This is a genomic window from Pseudoalteromonas umbrosa, from assembly GCF_030125375.1.
Classification (GTDB): domain Bacteria; phylum Pseudomonadota; class Gammaproteobacteria; order Enterobacterales; family Alteromonadaceae; genus Pseudoalteromonas; species Pseudoalteromonas umbrosa.
Window position 1 is genome coordinate 1,666,628 of record NZ_JASJUU010000001.1, and the last position, 13,273, is coordinate 1,679,900.

A 13,273-nucleotide genomic window follows, 5' to 3' on the forward strand; every position below is an offset into this window, starting at 1 on the left:
ATTTCCTTACATACTTGCTAATGGGTGGTTTTCATCATCCCACTTTGGTACAAAAAAGCCATCAACCACATTGCTATCAACCTCAGCAATTGATTTGAAGCGCCAATTTGGCTTGCCGTCTTTATCAATTAACAGTGCACGTACACCTTCTTGAAATTCACCAACCTCACCACAGTGAACGGACATGCTAAGCTCATGTGAAAAACAGGCTTTTAACGATTGACCAGCAAGGCGTTTAAGTTGCTCACTGACTAGCACAGCACTTAAAGGTGAGCCATGTTTTAAACCCGCTTGTGCTTTACTTAGCCATTTATTATCGCTGCTATCCATTGACAATATATGGTCAACCTGTGCGGCTAAATCAGCATGCTCCACTAACTTCTTAATGTCTTTTGCAAGTGGCTTGATTGCACTATTAGGCAATGAATGTGCGCCTTCTTCTATCGATAATAGAAGCTGTGTCAACTTGTCATGGTTGAGCACATTGGTTTTGCCCCAGTTCACTTCACTTAAGTTATGAAGCAAAATATCAAAATGGTCCGCATTGATGAAATGATCAGCTAATCCGACAAACTTTGCATCATTGGCATTCACAGAGGCGCCTGTTAAACCTAAAAATAGACCAACGCCTTCTGGCATTTTATTGAGGAAATACGAGCCACCTACATCAGGATATAAACCTATGGTAATTTCAGGCATCGCAATACGAGATGTCTCAGTAACCACACGGTGACTTGCACCTGCCATTAGACCAAGGCCGCCACCCATAATGATACCGTTACCCCATAAAAGGATAGGTTTGTCATAATTATGGATTTGATAATCTAGGCGGTACTCTTCGCTAAAGAAGGTTTCCAAGTAATTATTATCGTCGTCAGCAGCCATCGCTTTGTACAGACTTACAACGTCACCACCTGCACAAAACGCCTTCTCGCCAGCGCCTTTAAGCACGACCATGGCGATGCTGTCATCTGCCGACCACTCGCTTAACTGCGGCGCAAGTAAACGAATCATATCTAAGTTAAGCGCATTCAACGCTTTTGGCGCATTTAAGGTCGCAACTGCGACCTTCATATCGTTATTACAGTGCGCCAATTCGAACACGACTGGCGCGTCTTCTTGGTTTAGTAACTGTAATTCAACCATTAGCCATTCACCCAATTTGCTTTTCGTTTTTCTAAGAATGCGTTTACGCCTTCTTTTTGATCTTGTGTATCAAATAGTGTCACGAACAATTCACGCTCAAGCGGCAGGGCGCTGTCAATTGTGCCTGTACGGCCTTTTTGAATAAGTGACTTACATGCTGTTACAGCAACAGGGCTTTGATCTTCCACTTTTGTAGCAAGTGCCAGCGCAGCTTCTAAAGCTTGACCCTGCTCTACCACTTCTTCAACTAAGCCAATCTTCTCTGCTTTGTCAGCTTTAAGACGCTCACCGCATAAAATCATACGCTTCGCCCAGCCTTCACCAACCAGCCAAGATAGGTTTTGTGTGCCACCCGCACAAGGAAGCAGACCAACCTTGGCTTCAGGTAGGGCCATTTGAGCTTGTGCTTCAGCAATACGAATATCACACGCCAACGCCACCTCTAAACCACCGCCCATTGCAAAGCCATTGATGGCCGCAATTGATACACCACAGAAGTTGCTCAGCGTTTCGAATGCTTCACCAAAGACACGTGACATATCAGCAGCAACGCCTTTGTCACCATCTGCGAATACATTTAAATCAGCACCCGCTGAGAAGAACTTCTCACCTTCGCCGGTAATGACCAACGAGTAGATTTCTTTATCCGCGTTTAATTCGTTTACCAGCTCTTTTAAGCCAACCAGCGTGTCACGTGTCCACGTGTTTGCAGGTGGATTAGACATAGTAACAATTGCAATGTGACCACGTTTTTCAAGTTTTAATTGTGCAGACATTTATTTGCTCCTTATAAAACGCTTGCAGCGCCTTCGGCTAAAATTCGACGGGCAATGATCACACGCATGATCTCGTTTGTGCCCTCTAAGATTTGGTGAACACGCACATCACGTAAATGGCGCTCAAGTGGGTATTCTTTGATATAACCATAACCACCATGGATCTGCAGTGCATCATCACATACCTTTGTGCCTACATCTGTCGCAAAACGTTTTGCCATCGCACAGTAAGTGGTTTTTTCAGGGTCATTGCTATCTAATTTAAACGCTGCCAAGCGAACCATTTGGCGCGCAGCAACCAGTTCAGTGTTCATGTCAGCAATTTTAAACTGCAGTGCTTGGAATGCAGCCAAAGGTTTTCCAAACTGCTGACGTTCTTGCATATACTCTTTTGCTGTATTCAGTGCTTGCTGAGCAGTACCAATAGAGCACGTCGCAATATTGATACGACCACCATCAAGGCCTTGCATTGCAAATTTAAAGCCTTCGCCCTCTTTACCCATCAGGTTGGCAGCTGGAATTCTTACATCTTCAAAGGTAATTAAACGTGTTGGCTGCGCATTCCAGCCCATTTTCTCTTCAGCTTTACCATAAATAACGCCAGCCGCATCCGCTGGGACAACAAATGCAGAGATCCCTTTAGGACCTTCTTCGCCAGTACGTGCCATAACAACTAACACGTCCGTCTCACCTGCACCAGAGATAAACATTTTTGAGCCATTTAAGACATATTCATCACCTTCAAGCACAGCTTTGGTTTTTAGTGACGCCGCATCAGAACCTGAACCTGGCTCAGTTAAGCAGTAAGATGCTAATAATTCACCCATTACCAGCTGGTCCATATATTGGCTCTTTACCGCATCGGTACCAAAACTGGCGATCATCCAAGTTGCCATGTTATGGATAGTCAACATCGCTGTCGTCGCAGTACAACCCATAGAAAGCTGCTCGAAGATGATGCTTGAATCTAGGCGAGATAGCCCTAAACCACCCGCTTCTTCTGGTGTGTATAAGCCGCAAAAACCCAATTCACCGGCCTGTTTAATTACATCTTTAGGAAAAATATGCTCCTGATCCCAGCGCGCAGCATTTGGCGCAAGTTCAGTCATAGCAAATTGGTAAGCGGTTTCGGCGAATGCCTGTTGATCTTCATTCAGATTAAAGTCCATAAAAGACCTCTCTTGTTGTCGTATCAAGCGATTTTCATCACTTGTTTTTATTCTTGTTGCACCTGATCTGCGTCAGGCGGTACTACTAAAAGCCCAGCATAGGTACTGGGCTTTGGAAATATATTGGATTAACGTAAGTTAATGCTCATATTAGGGCCGGTTACCGCCTCATCAGCAAACCAGCGAGATGTGATAGTCTTCGTCTCTGTGTAGAAACGAACACCTTGTTTACCATACGTGTGCACATCACCGTAGAAAGAGTTTTTCCAACCCGTGAACGAGAAGAAAGGAAGTGGCACAGGGATAGGGATATTAATACCAACCTGACCTACTTGAATTTCTTGTTGGAATTTACGAGCAGCAGCGCCGCTTGCTGTGAATAACGATACACCGTTACCATATGGGCTGTTATTAACCAGCGTGATTGCTTCTTCAAGCGTATCAACAAATACACAATTTAATACTGGACCAAAGATCTCTTCTTTGTAAATGTCCATGTCTGTTGTCACATTGGTAAATAATGTTGGGCCTACCCAGTTACCGTTTTCATAACCTTCAACGGTAAAGTTAGAGCCATCAAGTAAACAAGTTGCACCTTGCTCTTTGCCCGATTCAATCAAAGACAGAATGCGCGCTTTTGCTGCTGCTGACGTTTGTGGGCCATACGCAGCTTCAGGGTCATTCCACACACCCGGACGCACTTTTTCAAGGCCCGCTTTTAAGTCATCAACCCATTCTTGTGATTTGCCGACAAATACAGCAACTGAAATACCCATACAACGCTGGCCAGCAGCACCCACTGATGCACCAACAAGGTTATTAATTGTTTGCTCTTTGCTCGCATCAGGCATAATTACCATGTGATTCTTAGCACCTACACAAGCTTGGACGCGTTTAAGGTTTTCCGTGCCTTTACTATAAATGTATTGACCAACACCACACGAACCAACAAATGAGACCGCGCGGATCTCTGGAGCTTCTAAAATCTGGTCAACTTGATCTTTGCCACCGTGCACAACCTGTAACACCCCTTTTGGCGCACCGGCTTCTTCGAATAGCTCTACTAGGCGCATTGGTGTGAGTGGATCTTGCTCTGATGGTTTTAGTACAAATGTATTTCCGCATACAATCGCCATTGGGAACATCCAAAGTGGGATCATTGCAGGAAAGTTAAATGGCGTGATACCCGCACATACACCAAGCGGTTGAATGTATGAGTATGTATCAATGTTACGAGCTACGTTTTCGACAGTTTCACCCATCATCATAGCTGGCGCATTAGCTGCTTGCTCAACAACTTCAATACCGCGCCAAACATCGCCCTTTGCATCTTCGAATGTTTTGCCAAGTTCATGACAAATGATGGTTGCGATTTCTTCTTGGTGCTCTTTTAATAATGCAGCGTAGCGCATCATGATACGTGCACGCTCAGGTACAGGGACATTCTTCCAAGTTTGGAACGCCTCTTGTGCTGAATTAATAGCTGCTTGTACTTCTTGTGACGTAGCGCAAGGTACCTGTGCAAGGACTTCTTGATTTGCTGGATTAACAACGTCTAACCATTTGTCAGACTGCGACTGTGTGAATTCACCGTTGATGTATAATGGTACCTGGTGCATTTTGCACTCCTCCCCAAAAAAACTGAAAGTAGCGCCGCGTTAGAAATTAGTATAAGTGCGGCGCTTTGACGATTTTAAACTTCTACTGCTAGCGCAACCGCCTCACCACCACCGATACACAGTGATGCGATGCCTTTTGACAGGCCACGATTGCGAAGTGCATGGATAAGTGTCACCAAAATGCGCGCACCACTTGCGCCAATTGGATGACCTAGAGCACATGCACCGCCATTGACGTTAACTTTTGCACTATCAAGTTGCATTTCACTGATAGCAAGCATAGTTACCATGGCAAATGCTTCATTGATTTCCCAAAGGTCCACGTCTTCTTTTGACCAACCCGCTTTATCAAGCAGTGAATTCATTGCACCGACAGGCGCAATTGTAAACTCAGCTGGCGCTTGAGAATGTGTGGCGTGCGCCACAATTTTACATAGTGGTGTTAAGCCATGTGCCTTTGCTTCTGACTCACTCATCAGAATAAGTGCTGCTGCACCATCTGAAATAGATGACGAGTTAGCCGCTGTGATGGTGCCGTCTTTTTTGAAAGCTGGACGTAGTGAAGGAATTTTATCTGGACGTGCGTTACCTGGCTGCTCGTCTGTCGTTACTTCAATGTCGCCTTTGCGAGTAGAAATAACATGCGGGATAACTTCATTGTCGAAGTTGCCGCTTTCAATTGCTGCGTTTGCTTTACTTAGTGAATTAAGTGCAAACTCATCCATATTTTCGCGAGTAATGCCATATTGATCTGCAGTATCTTGAGCAAAACAGCCCATTGCTTTTTTATCATACGCATCTTCAAGGCCATCAGCCATCATGTGATCGATAACTTGATTGTGACCCATACGCATACCACCACGCGCATTTGGCATGAAATATGGTGCATTTGTCATGCTTTCCATACCACCTGCAATCGCAGTTTTGATGCTTCCTGATTTAATTAAATCATGAGCGAACATGGCTGCTTTAAGACCTGATCCACATACTTTATTGATAGTTGTTGCACCAGTTGAACGTGCAAGGCCGGCATGCAAAACTGCTTGGCGCGCTGGCGCTTGGCCAAGGCCCGCAGGCAGTACACATCCCATAATAACTTCATCGATGCTGGCATCCGATAAACCAGTATCATTCATGACAGCTTTAATTGCAGTTGCACCTAAATCTGTTGCAGCTGCACCAGATAGGCTTCCCATAAAACCACCCATAGGGGTACGTTTTGCTGCTACGATGACTACGGCTTCGTTACTCATTTAAAACTCCTGTTAACAAGCAAATTGCTTGCTTTTAGTAATCTCTTACGTCGAGCATACCTAAAATTTACGTTTACGCCAACGTAAATCTAAAAACAAGCGCTTTGCGATTTTCAAAAATGTAAAGTTTACTTGCACAGCTGTCTTGCCAAGTTGGCATTTTACTGCACATTCCCTTGCTATATCCCATGTTTAAGAGCAAATTAACAAAGCATATAGTGCCTTATGCGAGCTAAAAGTAGTTCAAGATCCAGATTTTGCATATGCGACTAAAGCATGATGCAAAAACGACACTTTACCTTTACGTAAACTTCACTTATATTGGTCTAATCAGTTTCGAAGTAAGTGTGTAAATAATGCAAGACACCAATAAAGAACCAACCTACTCAATAAGCGAACTCGCTAAGGAATTTGACATTACCACACGAAGTATTCGTTTTTATGAAGATCAAGGATTACTTTCGCCAGAACGTAATGGTCAGACCCGTATTTATTCAAAACGAGACAAAGTGCGTCTTAAACTTATTCTGCGCGGAAAGCGACTTGGTTTTACGCTTGCCGAAACTGGCAGATTGTTTGAGCTTTATGATGCAGACAAATCCAGCGAAAAACAGCTCCATACTATGCTGCAATTAATAGAAGAAAAAAAAGCAGATTTAAGTCAGCAAATGGATGACATAAAAGTCGTGCTGATGGAGCTGGTGACAGCAGAAAGACGCTGTCTCGATACATTAAAAGAATTACAAGACTAATCAGTACACAGTATTTGTTCGCTGAGGCGTATACCAAAAGCAACCTCAGCCGCCCGCTAGGGTATAACACAAATTCTCACACAGGATGACAACAAGATGAGCACAGTATCACTATATAAAGAACTCAATTTTGGACTTGGTGAAACCGCAGATATGATCCGTGATCATGTCAATAACTTTGCCACCAGCGAAATCGCATCATTGGCAGAAAAGACCGACCAAGAAAATAACTTTCCAAATGAGCTATGGCCAAAGTTTGGCGAAATGGGCTTACTCGGCATCACTGTGCCAGAGGAATTTGGCGGTGCGAATATGGGCTATTTGGAACACGTAATCGCGATGGAAGAAATTAGCCGTGCAAGCGCGTCTATTGGTTTAAGCTATGGTGCACACTCTAACCTGTGTGTAAACCAAATCAACCGCAACGGTAACCAAGCACAGAAAGAAAAGTATTTACCTAAGCTAATCAGCGGCGAGCACATAGGCGCATTGGCAATGAGTGAGCCCAACTCAGGTTCTGATGTGGTTTCAATGAAACTCAAAGCCGAGAAAAAAGGCGATAAATACGTATTGAACGGCAACAAAATGTGGATCACCAATGGTCCTGATGCCGATGTATTTGTTATATACGCCAAAACTGAATTAGACGCAGGTCCTCGCGGTATTACCGCTTTTATCGTTGAGCGTAACTCTCCTGGTTTTTCTACTGCGCAAAAACTCGATAAGTTAGGTATGCGTGGTTCAAACACCTGTGAGCTTGTATTTGAAGACTGTGAAGTACCTGAAGAAAATATTCTAGGTACGTTAAATGAGGGTGTGAAAGTCCTCATGAGCGGACTTGATTATGAGCGCGTTGTATTAGCAGGTGGCCCACTGGGTATCATGCAAGCATGTATGGATGTGGTTGTGCCGTATATTCATGAGCGTCAACAGTTCAATCAATCGATTGGCGAATTCCAATTGGTACAAGGCAAAATCGCAGATATGTATACTCAAATGAATGCTGCGCGTTCATACGTATATACCGTAGCAAAAGCGTGTGACCGTGGTGAAACCACTCGTAAAGATGCCGCTGGCGCAATTTTATATGCCGCTGAACTTGCCACCAAACTTGCTCTAGATGCAATCCAACTGCTTGGCGGTAATGGTTACATCAATGAATACTCAACTGGTCGACTTTTACGTGATGCCAAACTCTATGAAATTGGCGCAGGTACGTCTGAGATACGTCGTATGCTGATCGGTCGTGAGTTATTCAATGAAAGCCGTTAAGGAGACGTGGCATGACGGTATTAAATACTTCAGTTAATACGCATGACCAGCAATTTAAAGACAACCATGACGCAATGGCGTCATTGGTTGCAGATTTAAATGATAAGGTCGCAAATTTAAGTCAAGGTGGCGGCGAAGCCCTGATAGCCCGCCATCAAAGTCGCGGAAAACTATTTGTACGCGACAGAATTGATACCCTACTTGACGAAGGCTCTCCCTTTTTAGAAATTTCTCAATTTGCCGCGTTTGGCGTATACGAACAAGACATCCCATGTGCTGGTGTTGTCGCTGGGATCGGACGCGTTAAGGGTGTCGAATGTATGATTGTTGGCAACGACGCCACTGTAAAAGGCGGTACTTATTTCCCTTTAACAGTTAAAAAACATTTAAGAGCGCAAGAAATCGCAGAACGCTGCCACTTACCATGTATTTATTTAGTCGACTCTGGTGGCGCTAACTTACCTGAACAAGACGAAGTATTCCCAGATAAACTGCATTTTGGTCGCATCTTCTATAATCAGGCCCGTATGTCAGCCAAAGGCATTCCACAAATTGCCGTGGTCATGGGGTTATGTACCGCAGGTGGTGCCTATGTACCAGCAATGGCTGATGAAAGTATCATTGTTAAAGAGCAAGGTACGATTTTCTTAGCAGGTCCACCTTTGGTAAAAGCGGCTACTGGTGAGGAAGTAAGTGCTGAGGATTTAGGTGGTGCAGATGTCCACTGTAAAGTGTCTGGTGTGGCCGATCACTATGCAGAAAATGACGAACACGCCCTATCAATTGCACGCCAATGTATTGAACGACTAAACCATCAGCGCCCTACCCAACCTATTCTAAAAGACATCAAGCCACCAAGATATGATATTAGAGAGATCTACGGCATTGTCGGTACCGATCTTAAAAAACCATTTGATGTCAGAGAAGTGATTGCGCGCATCGTGGATGACTCTCAGTTTGACGAGTTTAAGCGCTACTTTGGCGAAACACTTGTCACCGGCTTTGCCGAAATATTTGGCCGCCCAGTGGGGATCGTCGCAAATAACGGTATCTTATTTTCAGAGTCGGCGCAAAAAGGCGCACACTTTATCCAGCTGTGTGCACAACGTGATATTCCTCTGTTGTTTTTACAAAATATCACTGGATTTATGGTTGGCCAAAAATACGAAGCCGAAGGCATCGCCAAACATGGTGCAAAAATGGTTACTGCCGTGTCGTGCGCCGACGTACCTAAATTTACGGTACTTATTGGTGGCTCATACGGCGCTGGTAACTACGGCATGTGTGGTCGCGCATACGAACCCACCATGATGTGGATGTGGCCAAATGCACGTATATCTGTCATGGGCGGTGAACAGGCTGCTGGCGTACTCACACAAGTCCGCCAAGATGGCTTAGCGCGCAAAGGTCTAAGCATGAGTGACGACGAAGTTGCTGAGTTCAAAAAGCCGATTGTTGAGCAGTATGAAAAGCAAGGTCATCCATACTACGCCAGTGCAAGACTGTGGGATGATGGCATCATCGACCCTGCAGACACACGCAACGTATTAGGTCTGGCTTTAGAAGCTGCGGCAAACGCGCCGAGTCAAGAATCTAAATTTGGTATTTTCAGAATGTAGGGGGCGTACATGTCTGTCACTTTAAATATTACAAAGAGCAAAGTGGCGATTTTAGAATTAAGTCGCCCTGAAAAACATAATGCATTTAATGCTGAAATCATCGCAGAGCTAATCAAAACCATTGATTATGCCAATGAGCTAGACATTCGCGCTTTGGTTTTAAAAACCAATGGTAAGCACTTTTCAGCCGGCGCTGACTTAGCTTGGATGAAGTCAATGGCGGATAACAATTATGAAGAAAACGTCGCTGATTCTCTAGAGCTGGCAAAGCTGATGCAAGTGCTGGCTTCCTCTCCTCACCCAACTCTATGCTTGGTGCAAGGTGCCGCTTTTGGTGGCGCTCTTGGCCTTATCGCTTGTTGCGATATCGCGGTTGCCTCGCCCAACGCAAAATTTTGCTTAAGCGAAGTCAAGTTGGGCCTTATCCCAGCGGTTATTAGTCCATATGTGATTAAAGCGATTGGCGAAAGGCAAGCAAGACGTTACTTTTTAACGGCTGAAATCTTTCAAGCTGAGAAAGCTCTCGAGCTTGGGCTTATTCACCAGATCAGTGACAATTTAGAACAAAGCGAAGAGTACTTCATTGAGCAGCTTTTAAATAACGGCCCAACTGCCGTCAAAAGTGCAAAGTCTCTAATTGATGAGGTCGCTGGTAAAGCCATCGATGAGCAACTGATCAAACACACCGCAAAACGCATCGCTGAAATTCGAGTGAGTGAAGAAGGACAAGAAGGCTTGAGTGCCTTTTTTGATAAACGCGCGCCTAATTGGCAACCGACGGCAAGCGAATAAGGAGAATAATATGTTAAAGAAAATCTTAATCGCTAACCGAGGTGAAATCGCCTGTCGAGTCATGCGCACCGCAAAACGCTTAGGCATGAGTACAGTAGCAGTTTATTCAGAAGCGGATGCGGATGCACTGCATGTTAAACAAGCAGATGAAGCCTATTTCATTGGTCCTGCACCTAGCAAAGACTCATACCTTGTCAGTGAACGTATTTTAGAGGTTGCCAAGCAAAGTGGCGCTGATTGCATTCACCCAGGCTACGGCTTTTTGTCAGAAAATGATGCGTTTGCGAATGCCTGTGAAGAAAACAATATTGTTTTCATTGGCCCACTTGCCAGTTCAATCGAAGCCATGGGGTCAAAAACCCGCGCAAAAGAAATCATGGCACAAGCCAATGTCCCATTGGTACCAGGCTACTACGGCCAGCAGCAAGACACCGAGTTTTTAACTTCTGAAGCTGAAAAGGTTGGCTACCCAGTCCTTATCAAAGCCGCTTTTGGCGGCGGCGGTAAAGGTATGCGTGTTGTCAGGAGTGCTGATGAGTTTTTGAGTGCATTAGAAGGCGCTAAGCGCGAAGCTTTGGCAAGTTTTGGGAACGATCTTGTATTACTAGAGCGCTTTGTCGATAAACCTCGCCATGTAGAAGTACAGGTGTTTGCTGATAACCATGGCAATTGCGTTTACTTGGGCGACAGAGATTGCTCACTGCAGCGTCGTCATCAAAAAGTCATTGAAGAAGCACCAGCACCTGACTTAAGTGATGCGCTACGCAAAGAGATGGGGGAAGCAGCGGTTCGATGCGCACAAGCCATTAACTACCGCGGAGCCGGTACGGTTGAATTTTTACTTTGCGGTGACGAGTTCTTCTTTATGGAAATGAATACGCGCCTGCAAGTAGAGCACCCAGTAACTGAAATGGTGACTGGGCAAGACCTAGTTGAATGGCAAATTCGTGTGGCAAATAATGAGCATCTGCCACTTTCGCAAGAGCACATCACATTACAGGGCCACAGCTTCGAAGCGCGTATTTATGCTGAAGACCCTGAAGAAAATTTCATGCCCTACTCGGGTACTTTAACTCATCTGAGCTTTCCTAAAGCACAGCGCGGTGTGCGAATAGATACTGGCGTGCAACAAGGTGATGAGATCAGTCCATTCTATGACCCAATGATCGCCAAATTAATTGTGCACGGTCACGACAGACGCACGGCTTTACTTAAGCTCAGATCTGCGCTTAATGAAGTACACCTAGCCGGTGTGAAAAGCAACATTGCATTTTTACATCATTTAGCTGAACACCCAACCTTTATGGCTGGTGCACCTGATACGCACTTTATTGATACACAAACAGACGAACTAACAGCATCCAAAGCACCCAGTGATACTTTGGTCTGCTTGGCAAGCATTGCCTATCTTGCTCACAAACAAGCGCCAAAACTCAATACTCCGTGGCAGCAAGTGGGCTTTAGGCTCAATCAAGCTCGCAAGCTCACCGTGCCATTCACAGAGCACTTTGTCGTTGCACAAGCGCAAGGTCATCATTGGCAAGTTCACTACCATGACTTTGAACACCGCGTAGAAGCCAAACTTGAAGGCCACCAACTGATTGCAAATGTTGATGGCAAACGCATGATTGCCGATGTACTCATTGATGAGTCAACAATCACGGTAATGTACGGCCCTTATCAGCACACCTTCGAGCTCAAAACTAAGCACTACGTGAGCGAGCAAGAGCACCAAGAGGCACCTTTGGCTGCGCCGCTAAATGGCACCGTCGTAAAACACTTACAAACAGTTGGAACAAAAGTTAGTAAAGGAGATCCTATTGTCGTTATTGAAGCGATGAAGATGGAATATACCCTCAACGCACCATTTGATGGCACACTGACAAGCTACTGCTTTGATGAAGGTGAACTCGTAAGCCATGGCGCTATGCTGGCCATCGTTGAGGAAGAAGCGAATGGCTAACTACCCTGCTAAAGTCAAAATTGTTGAAGTGGGTGCCCGCGATGGCTTGCAAAACGAGACCTCGGTCAGTACGCAAAGCAAAATAACGCTCTTAAATGCATTAGCCGACGCGGGATTAAAGCACCTTGAAGCCGGCGCTTTTGTCTCCCCTAAATGGGTGCCTCAAATGGCTGATTCGGCGCAAGTGATACAAGGTATTACACGTAAAGAAGGTGTAGAAATAAGTGCGCTTACACCGAATCTAAAAGGGGCTGAATTAGCCCTTGAAAACCAAGTTGACGAATTCGCTATCTTCACTGCCGCCAGTGAAGCTTTTACGCAAAAAAACATCAATTGCAGTATTGAAGAGAGTATTGAGCGCTTTCGTCCTGTGGTAGAACTTGCACAAAAAAACAACATTAAAGTAAGAGGTTATGTCAGTTGTATTGCAGGCTGCCCCTACCAGGGAAAAGTGGAACCCGAGCAGGTTCTCGCAGTATGTAAACAATTGTTGGCACTTGGCTGCTATGAGATAAGTCTCGGCGATACCATAGGTGTGGGCACGGCAAATCAAATTGAATCACTGCTAAGCTTGTTACTCGAACACATCCCAGTACAAAGGCTTGCAGTCCATTTCCATGATACATATGGCCAAGCGCTTGCAAACATTCACAAGGCGCTAGAAATGGGCATTGCAACAATAGACTCCGCGGTTGCAGGTCTCGGCGGCTGCCCTTATGCCAAAGGGGCGTCAGGAAATGTTGCCACTGAGGATGTGATTTACTTACTGCAAGGGCTTGGCATTAGTACCGAAATTGATTTAGAAAGGCTAGCAAAAGCAGGCTGGCAAATTTGCGATGCGCTTAACAAAGCGCCTGTAAGTAAGGTTTCTTTGGCATTAAAAAATACGTGCCAGTCTTAACAACAAGACAA

The 13,273-nt window shown here is 45.0% G+C and carries 11 protein-coding genes; 6 read left to right on the forward strand and 5 right to left on the reverse strand.

Annotation, left to right across the window (positions count from 1 at the left end; translation table 11 throughout):
- Window positions 1–6: 6 nt before the first annotated feature.
- The 5 genes from QNM16_RS07080 to QNM16_RS07100 form a co-directional block, all read right to left on the reverse strand.
- Window positions 7–1,146 carry an enoyl-CoA hydratase/isomerase family protein gene (locus tag QNM16_RS07080; RefSeq protein WP_284019846.1) on the reverse strand — a complete coding sequence of 380 codons (1,140 nt, stop codon included), beginning with the start codon at window positions 1,144–1,146 and terminating at the stop codon, window positions 7–9.
- Window positions 1,146–1,922, reverse strand: coding sequence for an enoyl-CoA hydratase (locus tag QNM16_RS07085; protein WP_284019847.1), 777 nt, complete (start codon window positions 1,920–1,922; stop codon window positions 1,146–1,148). Before QNM16_RS07085 ends, QNM16_RS07080 begins: the two co-directional genes overlap by 1 nt.
- Before the next feature lie 11 nt (window positions 1,923–1,933).
- Window positions 1,934–3,091: an acyl-CoA dehydrogenase family protein gene (locus QNM16_RS07090; RefSeq protein ID WP_046357796.1), complete on the reverse strand. Its 1,158-nt coding sequence runs from the start codon at window positions 3,089–3,091 to the stop codon at window positions 1,934–1,936.
- A gap of 128 nt (window positions 3,092–3,219) precedes the next feature.
- Window positions 3,220–4,710, reverse strand: coding sequence for a CoA-acylating methylmalonate-semialdehyde dehydrogenase (locus QNM16_RS07095; protein WP_039607936.1), 1,491 nt, complete (start codon window positions 4,708–4,710; stop codon window positions 3,220–3,222).
- Between the two features lie 74 nt (window positions 4,711–4,784).
- A complete protein-coding gene (locus QNM16_RS07100; RefSeq protein ID WP_284019848.1) occupies window positions 4,785–5,963 on the reverse strand; it encodes a thiolase family protein in 1,179 nt (392 codons plus the stop codon).
- A gap of 356 nt (window positions 5,964–6,319) precedes the next feature.
- Between QNM16_RS07100 and QNM16_RS07105 the strand changes: the two genes are divergently transcribed.
- The 6 genes from QNM16_RS07105 to QNM16_RS07130 all read left to right on the forward strand — a co-directional run bounded on the left by QNM16_RS07105 (window position 6,320) and on the right by QNM16_RS07130 (window position 13,262).
- The gene (locus QNM16_RS07105; protein WP_023400459.1) at window positions 6,320–6,715 is read left to right on the forward strand and encodes a MerR family transcriptional regulator; all 396 of its coding nucleotides are present in this window, start codon (window positions 6,320–6,322) and stop codon (window positions 6,713–6,715) included.
- Window positions 6,716–6,811: 96 nt separating this feature from the next.
- Window positions 6,812–7,987, forward strand: a complete 1,176-nt coding sequence (locus tag QNM16_RS07110) for an isovaleryl-CoA dehydrogenase (RefSeq protein WP_284019849.1) — start codon at window positions 6,812–6,814, stop codon at window positions 7,985–7,987.
- Window positions 7,988–7,998: 11 nt separating this feature from the next.
- Window positions 7,999–9,606 carry a carboxyl transferase domain-containing protein gene (locus tag QNM16_RS07115; protein ID WP_063362433.1) on the forward strand — a complete coding sequence of 536 codons (1,608 nt, stop codon included), beginning with the start codon at window positions 7,999–8,001 and terminating at the stop codon, window positions 9,604–9,606.
- A 9-nt stretch (window positions 9,607–9,615) separates the two neighbouring features.
- The gene (locus tag QNM16_RS07120; RefSeq protein ID WP_284019850.1) at window positions 9,616–10,398 is read left to right on the forward strand and encodes an enoyl-CoA hydratase/isomerase family protein; all 783 of its coding nucleotides are present in this window, start codon (window positions 9,616–9,618) and stop codon (window positions 10,396–10,398) included.
- A gap of 10 nt (window positions 10,399–10,408) precedes the next feature.
- A complete protein-coding gene (locus QNM16_RS07125) occupies window positions 10,409–12,361 on the forward strand; it encodes an acetyl/propionyl/methylcrotonyl-CoA carboxylase subunit alpha (protein ID WP_284019851.1) in 1,953 nt (650 codons plus the stop codon).
- Window positions 12,354–13,262 carry a hydroxymethylglutaryl-CoA lyase gene (locus tag QNM16_RS07130; RefSeq protein ID WP_284019852.1) on the forward strand — a complete coding sequence of 303 codons (909 nt, stop codon included), beginning with the start codon at window positions 12,354–12,356 and terminating at the stop codon, window positions 13,260–13,262. Before QNM16_RS07125 ends, QNM16_RS07130 begins: the two co-directional genes overlap by 8 nt.
- Window positions 13,263–13,273 lie beyond the last annotated feature (11 nt).

Excerpts from the sequence above, each read along its gene's own strand:
- QNM16_RS07100 (WP_284019848.1), bottom strand. The coding sequence starts at position 5,963 with ATGAGTAACGAAGCCGTAGTCATCGTAGCAGCAAAACGTACCCCTATG.
- QNM16_RS07095 (WP_039607936.1), bottom strand. The coding sequence starts at position 4,710 with ATGCACCAGGTACCATTATACATCAACGGTGAATTCACACAGTCGCAG.
- QNM16_RS07125 (WP_284019851.1), top strand. The coding sequence starts at position 10,409 with ATGTTAAAGAAAATCTTAATCGCTAACCGAGGTGAAATCGCCTGTCGA.
- QNM16_RS07120 (WP_284019850.1), top strand. The coding sequence starts at position 9,616 with ATGTCTGTCACTTTAAATATTACAAAGAGCAAAGTGGCGATTTTAGAA.
- QNM16_RS07085 (WP_284019847.1), bottom strand. The coding sequence starts at position 1,922 with ATGTCTGCACAATTAAAACTTGAAAAACGTGGTCACATTGCAATTGTT.
- QNM16_RS07115 (WP_063362433.1), top strand. The coding sequence starts at position 7,999 with ATGACGGTATTAAATACTTCAGTTAATACGCATGACCAGCAATTTAAA.
- QNM16_RS07130 (WP_284019852.1), top strand. The coding sequence starts at position 12,354 with ATGGCTAACTACCCTGCTAAAGTCAAAATTGTTGAAGTGGGTGCCCGC.
- QNM16_RS07090 (WP_046357796.1), bottom strand. The coding sequence starts at position 3,091 with ATGGACTTTAATCTGAATGAAGATCAACAGGCATTCGCCGAAACCGCT.
- QNM16_RS07110 (WP_284019849.1), top strand. The coding sequence starts at position 6,812 with ATGAGCACAGTATCACTATATAAAGAACTCAATTTTGGACTTGGTGAA.
- QNM16_RS07080 (WP_284019846.1), bottom strand. The coding sequence starts at position 1,146 with ATGGTTGAATTACAGTTACTAAACCAAGAAGACGCGCCAGTCGTGTTC.
- QNM16_RS07105 (WP_023400459.1), top strand. The coding sequence starts at position 6,320 with ATGCAAGACACCAATAAAGAACCAACCTACTCAATAAGCGAACTCGCT.